The organism is Sporosarcina pasteurii (assembly GCF_041295575.1).
In the GTDB taxonomy this organism is placed as follows: domain Bacteria; phylum Bacillota; class Bacilli; order Bacillales_A; family Planococcaceae; genus Sporosarcina; species Sporosarcina pasteurii.
Map to the genome: position 1 here is coordinate 724660 of NZ_CP160452.1, position 21626 is coordinate 746285.

Here is a 21626-nt window from a genome sequence, read left to right on the forward strand (position 1 = left end):
TGGGAGATACGCTTTCGGGTGCAGACAGCTGACTTGTTTTGAATCCTGTAATTGCAATATCGACAAATGGGTTATCCGAGTTTATTCATAAATGCTCACGGCTAGGGGAGATGGGGGAACTTGCTAGAACTGGGGATTATATTAAAAGATATTCTACTGCCGATTTTCGTCATCATGTTGATTGGTTATTGGATGCAAAAAAAGTTTCTGTTAAATGTACAAACATTGGCTCGATTAAATATTTATTTTCTTGTACCTGCATTTATTTTTGTGAAATTATATAGTACAAAGATATCTGTGAATTTATTTGGACAGGTATTCTTGTTTTTCATTCTCTATGTCGTGATTTTATATATCATTTCGCATTTTATTGGCAAGATGATTCGGTTGGAGAAAGGTGAAAAAACGACCTTTTCGAATAGCGTTATGTTTTTCAATTCTGGAAACTATGGTGTACCGGTCAATGATTTAGTGTTTAGAAGTGACCCATTTGCAATGTCAATTCAAGTGATTATACTAACATTGCAAAATATCTTCTTATTTTCCTATGGGATTTTTTCGTTGCAGTCCGTCCGGGTAGGGAAATTACAAGCAGCACTTGGTTATTTTAAAATGCCTGTACTGTATGCGATGTTGGCAGGGGTATCGCTAAATTACTTCGACGTTGCGATTCCATCATTTATTTGGGTACCGGCAAACTATGTTGCAGATGCGATGATTGCGTTAGCCCTCTTTACATTAGGGGCACAGGTCGCTCAAATTAAATTCACTTCTGCACTTTCCACATTGTATTATAGTTTGACGATTAGGCTAGCAATTGGCCCACTCATTGCATTAGCGATCATATACATATTTCAAGTAGAAGGCATCGTCGCACAAGCATTGTTAATTGGATCAGCCATGCCAACTTCAGTGAATAGTGCTGTAATCGCGCAGGAATACGATAATCATCCGGACCTGGCTGCGCAAATCGTTTTGTTTTCAACGTTAATCAGTGCGGTGACGGTTTCGATTGTGATTTTTATGGCTAGGTTGTTGTTTTAGACGATAAAGTTTTTATCGTTAAGATCCAGTAAAAAAAGAAATTAAGATAAAATAGTTGTCAAAGAATCCACTCAAAAGTATAATAAAGATATAGATTGAATAGAATAAAAAAAGGTCGCCCGATGTTTGTGCATCGAACGACCAATGTAATAGCAGGTTCCCTTTGAGGGGACAGCATCACTTGGCGAAATAATCCACCAGAGCGGCGAAACTCAAGGGTGGATTATTTTATTTTGAGGCCGACAGGATGTCGGTCATGCATCCGTTGCCGCAGGACGCGGCGCTTGTAGGATGCGTACCTTTAAAATACGCCAACGCAATGATCGACACGACTAGACAAGAAAAGCTAATCATGATTACAAGCGTCTGGAATATGGTCACTTGCAGCACCCCCTTCCGTCATGGAATATACCGTGACTAGGATTGAAAACGGGATGCTGACCACCCTTGAAAACCTATTCTATTACTTTTTTATTCTATCACACATACGTTCCCAGAAGCTATAAATAATATAGCGCTTCTATTCATATGTTTTATATATATTGATATGTTCGATAATTCTCTCAATAACACTTTTCCTTAGGTGCTATTGAGAGGTATAAGCATAAAAAAAACCGTCCATTCTCATAAAGGAAGTGGACGGTATTTATTTTGAAAAATCAACGAGACATTTGTGCTTGCAATACCTTTTGGATCGCAACGCTAACGCCATTATTGCTGTTAGTTTCAGTAATATGATCACATGCTTCTTGAATTGCTTCTGGCGCATTGCCCATCGCGACTGAGCGTCCAACGCGTTCCATCATTGATAAATCATTATAGTTATCACCAATCGCCATTACTTGTTCCATTGGGATGTTTCGCGCTCTTGCTAACGCTGTTAACGCAATCCCTTTTTGAGCGTTCACGTTTGTGATTTCAAGGTTCCCTGCACCAGATGAGCTAATCGCAAGGCTTGGGATATTGTTTAGTGCTGCGCGAGCAACATCTAAATTATCACGATTAAACGAAGTGCCTAGTATTTTGTAAATCTCACTCTGATGATCTTTTAGTACCGGATCAAATGAGTCTACAATTTGAACAATTCCTAGTTCGACACGACTTTCGATTTCTTTACGAATATCTTCAACGTTTGGCGTTAAATTTGCAGCTTCAGCAAGTTGAATAAATGTATCAACTTGTACTTGGATACTTTTAGCATAAACGGTTTTATCGATAAATAGTTGGCAATCGATTTCATATGACTCTAAAATAGCCATCACTTTATGAATGTCTTCATCTAATAAATGCGTTCCTGTAATGAGGTTACCAGTATTGTCTCTTACTTCGGCACCATTAATACAAATATAGGAAAGGTCGAGACCTTCTTCGTGAACAGGTTCATAAGCTTCTAAATAGCTTCTTCCTGTAGCAATTACGACTTCAATCCCTTGTGCTTGCGCTTCACGAATCGTTTTTTTATTCATTTCACTGATCGTGTGATCGGGGCTTAACAGCGTCCCATCCATATCTATTGCAATAAGGCGTATCATGAAAAACTCAGTCCTCCATTCAGCTTGGAACCTGATAATATCAATGTTTAACTAGAATATCAACTCACATGTATTAATGGAGTGAAAATGAACTAAAGAAAATGTTTGTGGGTGATAAATATAAATCCATAGCGCAATTAATCTCCGTTCCAATCGGACGCTTTCCGCGGGCACGGCCTCAGCCGCTTCCCTCGCTTCGCTCAGTCCAGGGTCTTCGGCTCGCGCTGTTCCCGCTGGAGTCGCCGATTTCCACTCCGATTAATTGGTGTGCAAGTTGAATTATTGGGATTTGCAGGCATAGAAAAAGGGCTCTTTAAGCACTTGGATATAGGAAATGGCTTATTGAACATATAATAGATAGTAGCGATATGAGTCCAATGGGTGTATCGGAGGCGGCCAAAGACAACGTTTCTTACTTACACCAAGCAACTGAAAAACCTGTTTATCAAGCTTAAAAGGACTTCAGGGATATTGAGTTAGCGAAGTTATTTATAAACAAAATCTATGTAAATTATATGCTCTTATTAATTTATATATAAGGAATCTCTGTTGATTGGAGTGCAGAGCGAAAGCCGTTACGTAGAACGGCTTTTTGCGAGTAAAAGCGAAGCGTTATGAGCAGGGATATACAAGAGGATGCCTTAATTTCTGCAAAAAGCGCAGAAATACGGCCAATCGCAATCTGCGGTTTGCGATTGGCTCACCGCACGCCCCACCGAAAGCGTCCGCTCGGAACGGAAATCAACATAGTTTATTTGACATTATTAAAAATGGGATACCTAACTATTCAAGAAGAGAAAATTCCTACTTCAAATAGCACCGACAAAAACTTGATTCAATCTAAACTGCATCATATTAGCTAGATAGAACTGGGTGTAGTATAGTATAAATGGTTTTAACCTTAATTCATGGTGAAACAGAAGCCAACTATTTTATATGACATATAAGGAAAGAGGTTACAATTATGGTAAATGCAATTACATTCAACCAAACACATATAGCACAAGAAGAACTTGAAAAGCAGTTCGGGGAAAAAGTTCAACACATTCACAAGCAGATGATAGAAGGTACGTCTGTAGGTGCAGAGTTTCTTGGCTGGAAACAACTGCCGAATGAAATTGATCAAGAAGAATTAAACCAAGTATTAGCAACTGCAGAGAAATTACGGAAATCGGCAGACGTCGTTGTTGTCATCGGCGTAGGCGGATCTTATTTAGGTGCGAAAGCAGTTCAAGACGCACTATCACCGTACTTCGGCAAGCATGAAGACAATCCAGAGGTTATTTTTGCAGGACAAAACTTAAGTGGCACGTATATGAAGCAATTACTTCAACATATTGACGGCAAAGAAGTAGCCGTTATCGTGATCTCTAAATCGGGTACGACAACAGAACCAGCGATTGCCTTCCGTATTTTACTTGAATATATGGAAAATCGATACGGTGCAGCTATGAAAGACAGAGTTGTTGCAATCACTGATAAATCGAAAGGCGCACTAAGAGAATTGGCGAATCGTTCTGGTTTTACAACTTTTGTCGTTCCAGACGATGTTGGTGGCAGATTCTCCGTTTTAACGCCTGTAGGATTACTACCGATTGCTGTTGCAGGCATCGATATTTTACAGCTATTAGAAGGCGCCAAAGATGCAGTCAAAGAATACACTTCCTCGGAATTAAGTACAAACAGTGCTTATCAATACGCTGCGCTCAGAAATCACCTGTTAAATGAAGGGTACAATATAGAAATTTTAGCAAGCTTCACACCAAACTTTGCGACATTCCACGAATGGTGGAAACAGTTATTTGGCGAAAGTGAAGGAAAAGACGGAAAAGGAATTTACCCAGCTTCTGTCGCTTATCCAACAGACTTGCATTCTTTAGGTCAATACGTTCAAGATGGCCGCCGCGAGATTTTTGAAACGTTCGTCCAGTTCAAAGAAACAACGGCAAATTGCGCGATTCCAACAACAGAGGATAATTTAGATGGATTAAACTATCTATCCGATAAAACGATGAATGAAATTAACGACGTCACATTACAAGCAACAATGCAAGCGCATCAAGACGGCGGTGTTCCATTAATTCACCTGACAGTCGGTAAAAAAGATGCGTATCACATCGGCTACATCATTTACTTCTTTGAAATGGCTTGTGCAATGAGTGCTTACTTATTAGGCGTAAACCCGTTTGACCAACCAGGTGTAGAAGAGTATAAGAAAAACATCTTTAGAATGTTAGAAAAGCCAGGGTTCGTTGAAGAAAAGTAAATCGCTATATTAAAAACTATGTCTGATTAACTGAAGAGTTAATCGGCATAGTTTTTTATTTATAAAGTATGCAATGTTTTACCGAAAGAAATCCATGAATACAAAAAAGAACGCAACGTCTCCCAAAAAGTTCACAACGCTATCAAAGTATGCAACGTTTCACCGAAAGAACTTAACGAATCTCGTAAAGTTCACAACGATAAAGGTTCAAAATGCCTGTTTGAGGGCCTTTTCAATACTTAGTTGGGTAATAAGTTTGTGTGTGATGATTAATTATAGAGCGAAAGGCATATGAAAGTCAGATGTAATTCATTGACAATCGAAAAATGGCATACTATACTCGATGTACCAAAAACGTTTTCGGTAGTTGATTTATCTCACTGCGAAAACGTATCTATTTTAATATTTACAAAAACGTTTTCGTAAAACTGAAAGCGTTACCAGGGAGGTGTAGTTTTGCTCGACTATTCTCAAGGTAAGGGAGAATTTAAAAACTGGATTATATCAGAAGTTGATTTTTCCTCCAATGCATTAGGAAAATGTGAAGCGATTATGTCTCTCGGAAACGGTTACATGGGATTGCGCTCAGTGACGGAGGAACCCTATATACATGAAACGAGAAATTTATTTGTCAGTGGAACATTTAACAAAGCAGCGGAAAATGAAGTAACAGAGTTACCTAATTTAGCGGATGTGACAAGACTTGATATTCGCATTGATGGGGAGCGGTTTAGCCTTGAATTAGGTCAAACTAACAATTATGTACGTCAATTGAATCTAAAGACCGCAGAATTGATAAGAAGTTTTGAATGGACCTCGCCGAAAGGAAAGGAATTAAGATTCCTTTTTAGCCGATTCGTTTCGCTTGATAACTTGCATTTAATCGGTATGAAAATGGAGATTGAAAGTTTAACAGATCCCGTTGAGATTTCAATAGACACGGGGATTAATGCACAAATGAGCAATTCGGGTTGTCAACACTTTCTTGAAGGTGAAAGAAGAATTTATAATAACGAGTTCATTCAGCTCATTCAAACGACAACGGAATCGAATATCGATGTGGTCTTGAATACGACTCATAAAATGAAAGTAAATGGTAAGGAAGCTTCAAACGATTCAGAGATGCATATGGCGCGCAGGAAGGTATGGCAAACTTATCAATTTAACCTTAAGCCGAATGATAAATTGGAAATGGAGAAGTTAACTACGGTTCATACAAGTCGAGATAAAGAAATCCCGCAAGAAGGCTATGACCTTCAAAAGCTACGTGATGATTCATTACGAGCATTACAAAGTCACGTTGAGAAAGGATACGACACACTTTTCCAACGCCATAAAGATGCGTGGCAGCGAAAAATATGGGACAAATACAATTTTGAATTGGTTAGCGACAACGATTTCGATGAACTTGCACTCCGCTTTTCGCTCTATCATTTAACCGTAATGACGCCAGCGCATGATGAAAGAATGGGAATCGGTGCGAAGGCATTAAGTGGAGAAGGTTATAAAGGTCATTCGTTTTGGGATACAGAAATATTTATTTTACCATTTTTTATTTTCTCGAATCCTGAAGTAGCTAAATCATTATTAATGTATCGTTATCATGGATTGGAAGGCGCGAGGAGAAAAGCGCTTGAAAACGGTTACGAAGGTGCGATGTACCCTTGGGAGATGGCTTGGCCGACAGATGGCGAAGTGACACCAGAATTTGGAGACATTGATATTGTAACGGGTGAACAAACGAAAATCTGGACTGGCTTCATTGAGCAACATATTACGAGCGACATCGCATTTGGGGTTTATCAATATGAAAATGTAACCGGTGACAAGCAGTTTATGGATGAATACGGTTATGAAATTGTTTTCGATACAGCAAAGTTTTGGGCAAGTCGTCTTGAGTGGAACGAGGAAAAACATCGTTATGAAATTAACAATGTCATTGGTCCTGATGAGTATAAAGAACATATTCATAATAATGCTTTCACGAATTATATGGCCTATTTCAATATGAAGCTAGCCATGCGTTACTATGATCAATTAAAAAAGGAAAACCCATTACTCCTTCAAAGTTTAGGTAGAAAACTAGATTTAGATGAAATGTACTCACTTTGGGAGAAGAAAGCAAAACGACTGTATTTACCAAATCCACGTGAAGAAGATTCAGTCATTCCGCAAGATGATACTTATTTACAATTGAAGCAAATTGATTTGACGAAATATAAAGAGCAAGACACGGTTAGGACAATCTACAGAGATTATAATCCGGAACAAATCAACGAAATTCAAGTGACGAAACAGGCCGATACGTTAATTTTATTTTATTTATTAGAACAAACTTTTTTAGCTGACGATGAAAGAATTTCAGAAGCAGTTAAACGCGCTAATTTTCATTATTACGAGCCAAGAACCTTGCATGATTCTTCTTTAAGTTTAGTGACATATGCAATTGTCGCAAATGACATTGGAGAAGAAGCATTGGCTTATCGTTTGTTCGAGAAATCATGCGAAACGGACCTTGGTCCAATGATGCACACATCCGATGAAGGAATCCATGCAGCATCAATCGGCGGCATATGGAAAACAGCAATTTTTGGATTTGCTGGTATCAGACTTGTGAATGGCAAACTAACAATTCAGCCTAGACTGCCGAAGCATTGGAAAGAAATTAAATTCACGATTCATTGGCAAGGCCAACCGATTAACTTTTGTATCACACCTACTACCCTAACTGTAGAAGCAGTATACAAAGAGAAATTTGTATTTGAATCTTATGGCAAAACGTATGAATGTGGTGACTTTATAGAGGTCGACCTTTCAGAGGATGTTATAAAAAATAGCTGATTTATTGTTAGTTAGTAAAATGTTTTTCATTTTATTTACTATAAATATTAAAAAGTAATAGGAGGAGTTCAAATGAAATTCCGTAAAAGATTGTTAAGTAGTCTTTTCATTGGTGTCTTAATGCTAATTTTAGCTGCTTGTAGTGGTGACAGCGGCGGTGAAGGAGGAAAATCTAACGACGGAGAGTCTGGAAAATCATCAGACCAAAAAATCACGATTTTCCAAAGTAAAGTAGAAATTTCTGATCAATTAGAAGCACTTGCGAAAGAGTATGAAGAAGAAACGGGCGTCGAAGTTGAAGTTTGGGGTACAACGGGTGATGACTATTTCCAACAGTTACAAATTCGTCTGAATAGTGATCAAGGACCATCAATCTTTAGTCTACAAAACGTAACAGAAGCTGAGCGTCTAAAATCGTATGTACATGATTTAAGTGATGAAGATTACGTAGAGCATATTGCACCTGGTATGGCTTTAGAGTTAGATGGGAAAGTTGTTGGAATTCCTTACGGTGTTGAAGGATTTGGATTAGTGTATAACAAAGATTTAGTAAGTCCTGAAGATGTAGCAGACTATGAATCTTTCGTGAAAACGTTAGAAAAGTTTAAAGCAGAAGATATTAACGGTTTGGGATTAGCGAAAGATGCTTATTTCTTAATTGGTCATATTATTAACCATCCATTCTCGTTACAAGATGATTTCTATTCGTATATTGATCAGTTAACTGCTGGAGATGTGACAATGGCAGAAACTGAGACGTTCCAAGAGTTTGGTAAATTCATGGAAGCAATTAAAGAAAATACGCCAAGTCCACTAGACGTTTCATACGATGAGGAAATCGGTGACTTTGCGGCAGGAAAGTCTGCAATGATTCACCAAGGTAACTGGGCATACGGGATGATTTCTGATTTCGATGTTGACTTTGAAATTGGTATGTTGCCATTGCCATTACAAGGCAACGATAAGTTAGCGGTAGGTGTAGGTAGCAACTGGGCAATTAACAGTGAAAAAGATGAAGCTGAAGTTCAAGCAGCTGTAGATTTCTTAAACTGGTTGAATACAAGTGAAACGGGCCACAAGTACATTGTTGAAGAGTTTGGCTTCGTTCCAGCACTTACGAACATTGAAGCTGGCGAATTAGACCCACTTTCACAAGATGTTTTAGATGCATCGAATAGCGGTGAAACAATTGCATGGTCTCAAAGTTATTTCCCAGCAGGTATCGTACCAAATGATTTCACACCTGCTGCACAGGAGTTCTTCTTATCAAAAGATATGACTGGACAGGAATTTATCGAGAAACTAGACGCAGCTTGGAAAAATGCTGTGAAATAAAGGAGATTGTATCTCTAACCTAAAGGATTTGCTGAACATGTCTACAATGGCAAGTTCAGCATTTCCTTCATTCTAAAGTGATTAGAAAAGAAAGAGGGGGTTGACATGAAAAATAGTAAAAATAGGCTGTGGTATATCCTATTTGTCGCGCCACTAGTGTTAATATTTGCGACAGTCGTCGTGATCCCGTTTTTAATGGGAATTTATTATGCATTTTTTCAATGGGACGGTATTGGAGCCAATCCTAAGGTGTTTGTCGGTTTCGATAACTTCAAGCATTTACTAACGGATACACGCTTTTTCAAGTCGGCATGGTTAACAACATTGTTTACAATTTTAGCCGTTGCTTCTGTTAATATTGTCGGGTTATTCTTTGCTTTATTGGTTACTTCTAAACTACGAACTGCGAATGCTGCTCGTACAATGATTTTTATGCCTTATTTAATCGGTGGTTTAATTTTAGGATACATTTGGCAATTTATTTTTACGGACGTATTTAAAAGACTCGGTGAACTAACTGGTTTTGACAATGTGTTTTTTAACTGGCTGATGGATCCGCAATATGCATTGTATGCAATGGTTTTTGTCTTTACTTGGCAGATGGCGGGTTACGTCATGATTATCTATATCGCAGGCATACAAGGCATTCCAGAAGACGTGATAGAAGCATCAAAAATAGACGGTGCGAATGGTTGGCAAAGATTGCGGAAAATTATCTTCCCACTATTAATGCCTGCATTTACAATCAGTTTATTTTTAACACTTTCTTCAGCATTTAAAGTGTATGATGTTAACTTATCATTAACAGGCGGAGGCCCGGCAAACGCTACTGAATTGTTTGCGATGAATATTTACAATGAAATCTTTGGCTATGGAAACTATGGATTTGGTCAAGCGAAAGCAATTGTTTTCTTCTTAATTGTAGCAGCAATCACTTTAACGCAAGTTTATTTAACGAAGAAACGGGAGGTCGAAATGTAATGAAAAAAACAACTACTATCATTAAAAACATTTTACTTTTTTTAGTAGCGTTACTTTTTTTATCTCCCATTTATATTATCATTACGAACTCATTTAAAAATCGGCAAGAACTATATACAAATGTATTAGCGCTACCAGAAAGTTTTAGTTTTCAATATTATTCAGAAGCAATTCAAAAAATGAATTTTATGAGTGCGATTGGCAACTCCTTATATATAACGATTGTGTCAGTCTTTTTTATCGTTATTTTATCTTCAATGACAGCGTGGATGTTAGCTAGAACGAATAATAGGCTGAGCAATATTATTTTTATGACTTTCATTGCAACGATGTTAATTCCTTTTCAGACGATCATGATGCCTTTAATGCAATTGATGGGGACCATTACGAATGATTTAGGAATTCCAATGTTTAATACGCGTGAAGGATTAATTTTTATGCATATCGGATTTCACTCAAGTCTTTCGGTATTTCTATATCATGGCTTTGTGAAATCAATTCCTAGAACGTTAGAAGAAGCTGCAACAATCGATGGTGCTTCAAAGTTTGGTGTGTTTTGGAAAGTAATTTTTCCAATGTTAAAGCCAATTACAGTAACGGTTATGATATTAAACGTCATTAGTATTTGGAATGACTATTTATTACCATCATTGACGTTAACAGATAGAGGACTTAGAACGATTCCGTTATCAACATTCTATTTCTTCGGCGAGTTTACGATTCAATGGAATTTAGCGATGGCCGGTTTAATGTTAACGATTATTCCTGTTGTTATTTTCTATGCACTTGCTCAAAAACATATCATTAAAGGAATTGGAGACGGAGCTGTTAAATAAGTCTTCATTCAAGCAGCTTGCTAAGAGTAGCCTTTTTGTGACTATAAATGAATAGGGGATGTGTATTTATTGTGACTACTATAAGAGATGTTGCTAAAAAAGCTGGTGTATCGATTAGTGTCGTGTCAAAAGCGTTTAATAATTATGCAGATGTGAATGAAAAAACGAAGCAAAGAATTTTCGACATCGCTAAAGAATTGAATTATTCACCGAATATAGTAGCCAAAAATTTATCATCCAAAAAGCAAATGACGATTGGCTTAATCTCTTCTGGTGTGCTAAATCAAAATGAAAAAGATAATAACGCATTTGATATATTCAAAGGCGTTTATACAAATGTTGAGGAAAATGAATATGAACTGTCGATTTTTCTCATTGATTCAATGAAGCAAAAGCAGAAAAGTTACGTACAGTTTTGTCGGGAACGCAATATTGGTGGTGCAATATTACAAGGAATTCGTACGGATGATCCCTATTTTAAGGAACTGATGAACACGAATATCCCCTGTGTGCTCTTCGATATCATTCCAGAAAAGAACAATGAGCTAATTGGGAGTGTATCGATTGATAATGTAGGTGCGACTAAACAAATTGCGGAACACTTACTAGAACGGCATCATCGTGACATTGTCGTGATGGCAGGCATTAAAGAAACGCATGTCAATTCGGAAAGGCTTAAAGGCGTTCAACAAGCTTTTCATGAATATGGCTTAGAAGTGGATCCAAATAAAGTGCTGTACGCCGATTTTTCTGAAGAAAAAGCCTATCAATTAGCGAAGGCGTATTTGAAGACGAATAGCCCCTCTGCATTTCTTTGCTTTAGTGATTTAATGGGCTTCGGTGTTATGAAAGCAGCGAAGGAAGCAGGACTACGAATTCCTGAAGATATGTCTGTGACTGGGTTTGATGATGTAGTCCTAAGCGGATATATCCAACCGCAACTGACAACAATTCGTCAGGACTTTACGAAAATGGGGAAAGTCGCAGCGCAATTACTGCAAAGTTTAATGGAAAATAAAACATGTGAAAAACATGTCGATGTCGCCTACGAATTAATTGAGCGAGAAAGTGTAGGAACATTAAATAAAACTTCAAATTAACGAATGAAAGGGAATCAAAATATGTCACATTTTCCTAAAGCATTTATATTTGACCTTGACGGTGTCATTACCGATACAGCTGAATTTCATTATTTAGCATGGAAAAAACTTGCTAAAGAGCTTGGACTATCAATCGATCGGCAGTTTAATGAACAATTAAAAGGCATTAGTCGTATGGAATCGCTGGAGAAAATTTTAGCGTTGGATCCATCCTTATCGGCTATGTCGAATGAAGAAAAGGAAAGATTGGCTACGGAGAAGAATGAGTACTATTTAACGTTAATTGACCAACTTCAGCCGGATGCCATTTTACCTGGGATTGAACAGTTATTGAAGAAATGTGTTGAACAGAAAGTGAAAATTGCCCTCGGTTCTGCTAGTAAAAATGCGCAAACCATCGTAGAAAAGCTTGGCTTAATCGAGTACTTCGATTATATCGTGGATGCGGGTAAAGTCGAAAAAGGAAAGCCAGATCCTGAAACATTTACGACTGCAGCAGATTACTTAGGTGTACCCTATTCAGATTGTATTGGACTAGAAGACGCGGTTGCAGGGGTAGAGGCAGTGAATAGCGCGCAAATGTTTTCAGTCGGTGTAGGTTCTTTTGAACATTTACATCATGCTGACTATGTTGTAGAGGATACTTCTGAATTAATTTTTGAAGACATTATTAAACAGTATCAGAAGCAACGTGAAGCCGGGAAAAGTACGACGACTTAAGACGATATGAAGAGGGAGTGTGTGCTGAGTGACGTGGAAAATAACAAAATCAGAATTAGATAATGAGAACTTATTATTAAATGAAAGTCTTTTATCCTTGGGGAATGGCTATTTAGGTGTGAGAGGGAATTTTGAGGAAGGTTATCAAGATGAATTTAACTCAATCCGAGGTACTTACATCAATGCTTACCATGATGAAATTGAAATTAAATATGGCGAGAAATTACATGCATTCCCTGACATCCAGCAAAAACTATTGAATGTAATCGATAGTCAAGGGATACAAATTTATCTTGACGATGAGCGCTTCTCTTTATTTGAAGGGGAAGTGATTCATTTTGAAAGAACTTTACATATGGATTCAGGTTTTGCTGAAAGAATCGTTCATTGGAAATCACCTACGGGGAAAGAAGTTAAACTTACATTTAAAAGACTTGTCTCTTTTAAAACGAAAGAACTTTTTGCAATAGACGTTGAAGTTGAGCCAATCAGTGGCGTTCAACAAGTAAAAATTATATCCACTGTGAACGGTGACGTAACAAACTTTGTTGATCCAAGTGATCCTCGTGTTGCCGCTGGAAATGCGAAACGCCTACATATTTTAAACGTTTCACAAAATGAAAAATATAGTGTCATAAAGAATCGTACATACGAAACGAAGTTAGATGTAGCTTGCGTCACGTCGTCTACGATGCATGCAGAGAATTATGGTTATGACAGTCAAGTCACTGAAAGCCATATCGAAGAAATATATGAATTTGAGGCAACTGGGCCTGTTCATTTTACAAAATATAACGTGTACACAGATACGTTAAGACACGGTGAAAATGTGATTGAAAAAGGGCTTGAAATTCAACGTAAACTTAACGAGACATCGTTTTCTACTCTTTTACAAGAGCAACAAGAATACTTAGACAATTATTGGCGTCAATCTGACGTGAAGATTGATGGAGATGAACAGTTGCAAGAGGGAATTCGTTTTAATTTATATCAACTGTTGCAATCGGTCGGGAAAGATCCAGTGAGTAATATCGCAGCAAAAGGCTTATCTGGTGAAGGGTATGAGGGACATTACTTCTGGGATACAGAAATATACATGTTCCCGGTGTTTTTAATGACGCATCCTGAAATTGCAAAAAACCTATTAGTCCATCGCTATTCACTATTAGATAGTGCAAGAAAACGAGCGAAAGAAATGGGCCATAAAAAGGGCGCATTATTTCCATGGAGAACGATTACGGGTCAGGAAAGCTCCGCATTTTTCCCAGCAGGTACTGCCCAATATCATATAAGTGCAGATATTGCTTATAGTTATATTCAATATTATTTAGTGACACAAGATGAAGACTTTTTGAAAGAGTATATGGCTGAAATGTTATTTGAAACAGCTCGTTTATGGAATGACACGGGTCATATGCAAAATGGCGAATTTAGAATCGACAGTGTCACAGGACCGGACGAGTATACATGTGTTGTAAACAATAACTATTATACAAACGTAATGGCTAAACATAATCTGTCATGGGCTGTAAAAGTGTTTCATCTCTTGAAGGAAAAAGAGCAAAATAAACTAAACGATCTAATGGCTAGACTGAGTTTATCAGAAGGTGAAGTATCAGAATGGCTGACAGCCGCAGAAAATATGTATTTGCCGTATGATGAGGAACTTAAGATTAATGCGCAAGATGATAGTTTCTTACAAAAAGACCGTTGGGATTTAGAAAATACCCCGGAAGATAAGTTTCCACTTCTCTTAAATTATCATCCGTTAACACTTTATCGCTATCAAGTCATTAAACAAGCAGATACCGTGCTTGCTCATTTTCTATTGGAAGATGAACAAGACTTGGAAACGATCAAAAATTCATATGATTATTATGAAGAATTAACAACGCATGATTCATCATTATCTTGTTCAATCTACGGGATTATGGCTTCAAAGTTAGGATACGATGAGAAAGCGTATAACTATTTCATTGAAACTGCGAGACTGGATTTAGATAATACACAAGGCAATACGAAAGACGGACTCCATATGGCGAATATGGGCGGTACATGGCTTGCACTTGTCTATGGATTCGCTGGCTTACGGGTGAAAGAAACAGGCCTGTATTTTGCGCCAACCTTGCCGGAAGCATGGAATTCACTTTCATTTAACATACGCTACCAAGGGCGAATTCTAAATGTACATTTAGAAAGAGATGCCGTAACGTATACGATTGTAGAAGGTGAGGAGCTAACAATTTCTCATCATGGTCAATCGATTCATCTAGAAAATGGTGTGGAAGCAAAAGTCGAAACTGAATATTCGTCTTAACAAGAAAGCTGGACTTATTAGGTCCAGCTTTTTGTGTAGTTGTTAATGTGAAAGTCAATGCAAGAAAGAATTAGCAGATGACCAAATAAAGCTTCTATAATATAATGAAAGAAACGTACCCAAATGAAAGAGGGATTCTTTTGATTAATCAATTACGTACGATGTATTCTTCCTTTTTATTATACAAAAATACGAATGAACCGTTCCCCCCAGATTATAAATGGTTTATAACAGAAAATCATGAAATTATCGGCATACATGAGGAGGAGTTATCGTCCAAAGAAATTTCATTGCTAGAAACATTTTTAACACCGTACCAAATTCAACTTCCTCTAATGACGAACGAGGAGAGGAAGTGGGCAGCACTTATCCATGAGAATGAATATAAGGATGAGGAAAATAAGTATGCTTATCGTTTTGTTTATTTCTCCATTGATCGAAATCAAATCAGTCCGATTCAATTTAAAAGTGCGATCTGTGAATTATTTGGTAGAGAGGTTCCAATTTTATGGGAAAATGAGTTTGAAGGGATTATTATCGAAGAGAAAATAATCCATGAAGATATCACTTCTTATGAGCAGATTATTGATGTATTAATGAGCGACTTATATGTGAAGATTAAATTCCTTGTGGGTACATTTAAAAATAATTGGCAAGATGTTCATCAATATTATAATACTTTATTATACGCTGCTAAAAATGTTTTTAAGTACGCTACTAAAGATGTGCTGACCTATATTAATGCTATTCCCTATGTTTTTGTTCACCAAACATCACAAGAACAAAGTCGCTCTATTAGTGAATCTATTCTACAAAATTATATAGATGACGAAGAAACAACGAAGATGATTAAAGCATTTGTGTCTTGTAATTTAAACGTTTCTGAAACCGCAAAAAAACTTCACATGCACCGAAATAGTTTGCAATATCGTTTAGAACGTTTTTATGAAAATACGGACTTGGATATCCGCCAATTTCATCATGCAATGACGGCGTATTTAGCTTTATTAATAAGCCGAGAACACTCGTGACTTCAGTTGTGGGATGAATCGGCTTATTCCACTAGGGAAATACTCCCCTAGACAAACGAATGTTCTTTTGTTAGAATATTCTTGAATGGAGGTGAATAGTTAAATGGAAGTTCAAAATCTTAAAAAAGACTATAGAACCTATCAAATCAATATTAAGAAAGGTCATCGATTATACGATTATTTCAATGAACTTTGTTTAAACAGCAGTAAATTATACAATGTCACCAATTTTTACATTAGGCAAGTGTACACAGCGCTGCATAGTGATAAAAAACTTCAACCCTTGCAACAAGAAGTAATGGACACGCTTCAAGATAATATTGAAAAGATGAATGAAATTCAATACTATTCACACCAAAAAAGACTTACCAAAGAAAAATTAAAGCCTATGGCAGAACGAAAAGAATTAAAACCCAACTTATTTGGACTCCCTTCCAAAGACAAATCTTTTTTAAGTTACAATTTTCTAGATTGCTTATTTAAGGTCATCAAGCAACAAGATTACTATTCTCTCCCGGGTCAAATCAACCAACAAGTCATTCGAAATGTCATTCAAAACTGGAATGGCTTTTTCAAAAGTATAAAAACGTACAAAACAAATCCTAAGAACTTTAAAGGGAAACCTTCTATTCCAGGCTACTTGTCAAGAGACCGAAAAAAAGAAACTATCTTTTCAAATCAGATTTGTAAAATACAAGACAAAAAATTTCTGCGCTTTCCAAAAACAAAAGGCAGGTTAAATATTGGGAAATTAGCGACCTTTCCAGGCGAATTTCAACAGGTTCGAATCATTCCGAAATATAATGGTTTTACAGTTGAAGTCATCTTTCTAGTCGGAGTAAAGAAAGAAATTCCTGCGCAAAAAGAACGTTGTATGGGCATCGATTTAGGCATTGATAACATTGCCGCAATTGCCTTTAATACTGGACATTCATCAATGCTATTCAAAGGTGGTGTCATTAAATCAATCAACCAACGGTATAACAAAATGCGTGGATTTTATTATGCGGCGCTTCGCAATGGGAAGAAACCAAAAGAAGGGCAATTCCGTTCCAAAATATTAATAAAGTTAGACGCTAAAAGGCATCGGAAAATGAAAGATTTTTTCCATAAAGTAAGTCACAATATCGTGAAAATAGCCATCGAAACCAATGTGGACACTATAATTATTGGGAAAAATAAAGATTGGAAGCAAAAGAGTAATATCGGCAAACGCAATAACCAGCGTTTTGTTCAAATCCCGCATGCGCTTTTAATAGAATTGATTACTTATAAAGCCAATGCAAAAGGAATAGCTGTTATCTTAACGGAAGAAAGCTACACGTCTCAAGCCAGTTTTCCAGATGGCGATCTTATTCCGACCTACAAATTGGGGAATCAGACGCACCATCAATTCAGCGGAAAACGGATCAAGCGCGGGCTTTACCAGACAAAAAGTAAAATGCGTATTAATGCCGATATAAATGCGGCAGCAAATATTTTAAGAAAAGTAGTGCCGAATGCATTCGCGAACGGCATAGCGGCTGTGTGTTCCCAGCCACGAGTGGTCAATGTGCGGTAGCACTAACCCTGAAACTCACGATTTTAAATGTGGGAGGTTCATTATCAAAAAATATACATGGTGCACAAAACAGTGACTAAACTTTGTGCACATTCCCCATTACGTAAGAAATCGAAAAAAGGTAAGCTAATGATATAGATGAAAGCACTTACATATTGGAGGGAATAGGAATGGCAGGTTTAACATTAAAGGGAATTAAAAAAGTTTATGATAAAGATGTTGTCGTCGTAAAAGATTTCAACTTGGAAATTAGAGACAAAGAATTTTTAGTTTTAGTTGGTCCTTCTGGATGCGGTAAATCTACGACATTACGTATGATTGCTGGACTAGAAGAAATTACAGAGGGAGACCTATATATTGGTGATAAACGAGTAAATGATGTTGCTCCAAAAGACCGTGACATTGCAATGGTATTCCAAAACTATGCGTTGTATCCGCATATGAACGTATATGACAATATGGCGTTTGGTTTAAAGCTTCGTAAATTTAAAAAAGATGAAATCAAACAGCGTGTTGAAAATGCTGCTCAAATCCTAGGATTAGGAGAGATGTTGGATCGTAAACCGAAAGCACTTTCAGGTGGACAGCGTCAGCGTGTTGCATTAGGTCGTGCAATTGTTCGAGATGCAGAAGTATTCTTGATGGATGAGCCTCTATCTAACTTAGATGCAAAGCTACGCGTTCAAATGCGTGCAGAAATACAAAAGTTGCATAATCGTCTACAAACGACGACAATTTATGTCACGCATGACCAAACGGAAGCAATGACGATGGCGACACGCCTAGTTGTTATGAAAGATGGTATTATCCAACAAGTAGGGGAACCAAAAGAAGTTTATGATTATCCAAATAACGTTTTCGTTGGCGGGTTTATTGGCTCTCCAGCAATGAACTTTTTAACGGGTAAGCTTGAAGGAGAACATATTGTTTTAGGGAATGTGAAATTACACGTTCCAGAAGGCAAAATGAAAATGCTTCGTGACCAAGGTTATGAAGGGAAAGAAGTAATTTTAGGCATCCGTCCTGAGGATATTCATGATGAGCCATTAGTGATTGATGCTTCACCAGACTCAACGATTGAGGCGGAAATTGAAGTAGCTGAGTTAATGGGTGCTGAAATTGTACTTTACTCTAAACTAGCAGATCAAGACTTTGTTGCACGTGTTGACTCGCGTTTCAATATTGAAGCGGGCGACTCCATAAAATTAGCTTTCAACTTAAGCAAAGCGCACTTCTTTGATGTGGAGACGGAAGAGCGAATTAAATAAATATCGTAAAACCGCCAAGGAGACACTTTGGCGGTTTTCTTGTAGGAGTATGACGGTATTAGCCTGATTATATGGCCTACACATGAAAAGGAGGTCAGTCAAATCGACTGCCTTCTTTTTATGTTGAAATTTCTTTCCTCATTCTAGAAGAAGGAATGTTTAATTCTTCACGATATTTACTGATTGTTCTCCTTGAAATTGAAATTCCTTTTTCGGTGTTAAAGTAATTAGCAATTTTTTGATCGGAAGCAGGTTTTTGTTTATTCTCATCGGCGATAAAACTTTCTAATAATTTTTTCACTCTCGTTTGAGAAATAGCCTCTCCATCACTCGTTTCTAATTTGGATGTAAATAGCGTCCGAAAATCGAAAGTGCCTTTTGGTGTTTGAATCGTTTTATTTGCGGTGGCTCTACTCACAGTTGATTCGTGCATATCGATTTCATCAGCGACATCTTTTAAGGTTAAAGGTTGAAGGGCGAGAAAGCCTTCTTTGAAAAAATCTTGTTGTTTTTGAAGTACAACCTCAGTTATTTTGGAGATTGTGACACGGCGCTGTTCGATACTGTTTAATAACCACTGAACCTGATTATATTGTTCATTAATATATTTTGACATGTCTTGACTTTGATTGCGCATCGTTAAATACTCACGATTTATTTGAATAGATGGTAAGTATCGATCATTTAAAAAGTAAGAGAGTCCATGATCAGTTTCTTCAATAATAATGTCTGGAGTTACATATTCAGTCGTAAAATCGGTTATATTGGCACAAGGTTTTGGATTTAATGTTTTAATGAAATCATGGAGCGTTTTTACTTCCGCTAACGTAATCTCCATTCGTGTAGCAATGACATTCCATTTCCGTTCGGCCAATAAATCAAAATAACTTTCAATTAAAGTAAATGCCAACTTTTCGTCTGGATAGTTGTAAGTTAGTTGTAAGAGTAAGCATTCCTGCAAGTTTCTTGCACCGATCCCGATAGGACCAATTTGTTGTAACAGTTGAACGCCATGTGTGATAACGCTTTCATCATAGTGAGTACAATTCCCAGGTAATTGTAAATAACCGTTATCGTCTAGGTTGTTAATAAGGTATTCTAGCAATCGGATGTCTTGCATCTGTCGAAATTCAAGTTTAGCCTGTTGAACTAATTCTTTACGCATATCGTTCCCATCGCAAGGTATCCAGTCTAATGATAGATTAGAAGCATCTGATGAACTGCGAATACGTCGCGTCGGACGATATTCCGAAGTGATATCTTGTTTTTCTTTTAGTTCAATTAAAGGGTTATCCAAAGCTTGTTCTTTCATATATTCATAGAGTCCATACGTTGAATATTGTAAAAGCTCTATCGCTTGTCTAAGCGCTGGCGTCATGACCAAATTTAACTCTTGAACTTGTTTTGGTTGAAGTATAATTTGCATACCTGTCCCCCCTCTTTATGTTAATCAAATTTACCTGTTATAGAATGAATCATCTAAAAATACATTATATTCATTATAGTATATCCTATTTTGATTTTCGAGGGGAAAATAGAAAAAAAGTGAAATTCGAATCACTTTTTAAAGAAGAGAAGCCCTAAAACGATTATTATTTAAATAATGTTTCAGGGCTCTCAATTATGATTATAAAGTTTGTAATTCTCTTGGGAATGAAGTAAGGACTTCTGCTTCGCCTTTTTCATTTATATAGACGGTGTCTTCAATTCTTACGCCGCCATATTCAGGAATATAAATTCCAGGTTCAATAGTAAAAACAAGGCCTTCATTTGCGATATTTTCGTTATTTTTATGGACAGACGGTTCTTCATGAACTTCGATACCTAACCCATGTCCAACACGGTTATTGAAGTATTCATCATATCCTTCATTGGCAATAACATCTCTAGCAGCAATGTCGAATGTTTTTAAAGCAACCCCTGCTTTGACTGCGTTGATACCAGCTTGGTTGGATTTTAAGACAATATCGTAAATTTCTTTTTGCTTTTCAGTTGGTTCTCCGATAATGAAAGTACGTGTCGTGTCAGAGCAATACCCATCTTTTACAACGCCCATATCGATCAATAAGAAATCCCCTTCTTGGAATTGGCGATCACCAGGTGTTCCGTGCGGAAGGGCAGCTTTCTCGCCAGATAACACAATTGTTGAGAATGAAGGGCCGTCTGCACCGAGCTCTCTCATTAGTGTTTCGAATTCCGCAGTCAGTTCAAGTTCAGTCATACCAACTTTCACTTTTTTAATTCCTTCAGCTAATACTTTCTCAATAATATTGATCGCATTTTGCATTAGTTCGATTTCTTCTCGTGATTTCCTCATTCTTAATTCGTCCGTAAATGGTTGAATATCAACCACTTCTGCTTGTGGGAAAAATGCTCGCAAGCTGTCATAGCGGAATAAATTTAATGATTTCTTTTCCACACCAAAAAGTTTAGCATCGTTACTTAGTGCATTCGAAACAACCTCAAATGGCACTTGTTCATCGGAAATAGGAATAATAGTAGTGACATCCGTAACTGCTTCTGCAGCACTTTTATCTAAAGCAGGCACGAATAAAATTGTTTGCTCTACTCTTGTATCAATCATTAAGGACATAAAACGTTCGTGTGGTTCTGAATTAAATCCAGAATAATAAAAGACGTTTGCCGGGTCCGTAATCATTGCAATTTCAATTTCTTGTTCAGAAAGATACTGGGCTAAAGCGGTTCTTCTATGTTCATAAATCGTGCTCATGGTGAAACTCCTCCATATATGTTTAATTAGTTACTATATCTATTGTTGCAAGTTTGAGGCTCA

General features: G+C 37.2%; 15 protein-coding genes. 12 read left to right on the forward strand and 3 right to left on the reverse strand.

Going from position 1 to position 21626, the window contains the following annotated elements:
- Positions 1-120: 120 nt before the first annotated feature.
- Positions 121-1044, forward strand: coding sequence for an AEC family transporter (locus AB1H92_RS03340; RefSeq protein ID WP_115360166.1), 924 nt, complete (start codon positions 121-123; stop codon positions 1042-1044).
- A 659-nt stretch (positions 1045-1703) separates the two neighbouring features.
- Here AB1H92_RS03340 and AB1H92_RS03345 read toward each other — a convergent pair.
- Complete coding sequence (locus AB1H92_RS03345) at positions 1704-2576, reverse strand: Cof-type HAD-IIB family hydrolase (RefSeq protein ID WP_115360167.1); 873 nt, start codon at positions 2574-2576, stop codon at positions 1704-1706.
- 964 nt (positions 2577-3540) lie between these two features.
- Between AB1H92_RS03345 and AB1H92_RS03350 the strand changes: the two genes are divergently transcribed.
- From AB1H92_RS03350 to AB1H92_RS03400, 11 genes are all read left to right on the forward strand, one after another.
- Positions 3541-4842, forward strand: a complete 1302-nt coding sequence (locus AB1H92_RS03350; protein ID WP_115360168.1) for a glucose-6-phosphate isomerase — start codon at positions 3541-3543, stop codon at positions 4840-4842.
- 456 nt (positions 4843-5298) lie between these two features.
- On the forward strand, positions 5299-7683 hold the full coding sequence (locus tag AB1H92_RS03355; protein WP_115360169.1) for a glycoside hydrolase family 65 protein: 2385 nt from the start codon (positions 5299-5301) through the stop codon (positions 7681-7683).
- A gap of 72 nt (positions 7684-7755) precedes the next feature.
- The gene (locus tag AB1H92_RS03360; protein ID WP_115360170.1) at positions 7756-9018 is read left to right on the forward strand and encodes an ABC transporter substrate-binding protein; all 1263 of its coding nucleotides are present in this window, start codon (positions 7756-7758) and stop codon (positions 9016-9018) included.
- 105 nt (positions 9019-9123) lie between these two features.
- Positions 9124-9999, forward strand: coding sequence for a carbohydrate ABC transporter permease (locus AB1H92_RS03365; protein ID WP_115360171.1), 876 nt, complete (start codon positions 9124-9126; stop codon positions 9997-9999).
- Positions 9999-10835, forward strand: a complete 837-nt coding sequence (locus AB1H92_RS03370; RefSeq protein WP_115360172.1) for a carbohydrate ABC transporter permease — start codon at positions 9999-10001, stop codon at positions 10833-10835. Before AB1H92_RS03365 ends, AB1H92_RS03370 begins: the two co-directional genes overlap by 1 nt.
- Before the next feature lie 71 nt (positions 10836-10906).
- On the forward strand, positions 10907-11935 hold the full coding sequence (locus AB1H92_RS03375; protein ID WP_115360173.1) for a LacI family DNA-binding transcriptional regulator: 1029 nt from the start codon (positions 10907-10909) through the stop codon (positions 11933-11935).
- A gap of 21 nt (positions 11936-11956) precedes the next feature.
- Entirely contained in the window at positions 11957-12655 is a 699-nt protein-coding gene (gene pgmB, locus AB1H92_RS03380; RefSeq protein ID WP_115360174.1) for a beta-phosphoglucomutase, read from the forward strand.
- A gap of 28 nt (positions 12656-12683) precedes the next feature.
- Positions 12684-14972 carry a glycoside hydrolase family 65 protein gene (locus AB1H92_RS03385; protein ID WP_115360175.1) on the forward strand — a complete coding sequence of 763 codons (2289 nt, stop codon included), beginning with the start codon at positions 12684-12686 and terminating at the stop codon, positions 14970-14972.
- A gap of 140 nt (positions 14973-15112) precedes the next feature.
- A complete protein-coding gene (locus tag AB1H92_RS03390; RefSeq protein ID WP_166739541.1) occupies positions 15113-16003 on the forward strand; it encodes a CdaR family transcriptional regulator in 891 nt (296 codons plus the stop codon).
- 103 nt (positions 16004-16106) lie between these two features.
- Entirely contained in the window at positions 16107-17564 is a 1458-nt protein-coding gene (locus tag AB1H92_RS03395; RefSeq protein ID WP_115360177.1) for an RNA-guided endonuclease TnpB family protein, read from the forward strand.
- A 170-nt stretch (positions 17565-17734) separates the two neighbouring features.
- Complete coding sequence (locus AB1H92_RS03400) at positions 17735-18832, forward strand: ABC transporter ATP-binding protein (protein WP_115360178.1); 1098 nt, start codon at positions 17735-17737, stop codon at positions 18830-18832.
- A gap of 118 nt (positions 18833-18950) precedes the next feature.
- Here AB1H92_RS03400 and rpoN read toward each other — a convergent pair whose 3' ends face one another.
- Positions 18951-20258 carry an RNA polymerase factor sigma-54 gene (gene rpoN, locus AB1H92_RS03405; protein ID WP_115360179.1) on the reverse strand — a complete coding sequence of 436 codons (1308 nt, stop codon included), beginning with the start codon at positions 20256-20258 and terminating at the stop codon, positions 18951-18953.
- 201 nt (positions 20259-20459) lie between these two features.
- A complete protein-coding gene (locus tag AB1H92_RS03410; protein WP_115360180.1) occupies positions 20460-21563 on the reverse strand; it encodes a Xaa-Pro peptidase family protein in 1104 nt (367 codons plus the stop codon).
- Between the last annotated feature and the right edge of the window lie 63 nt (positions 21564-21626).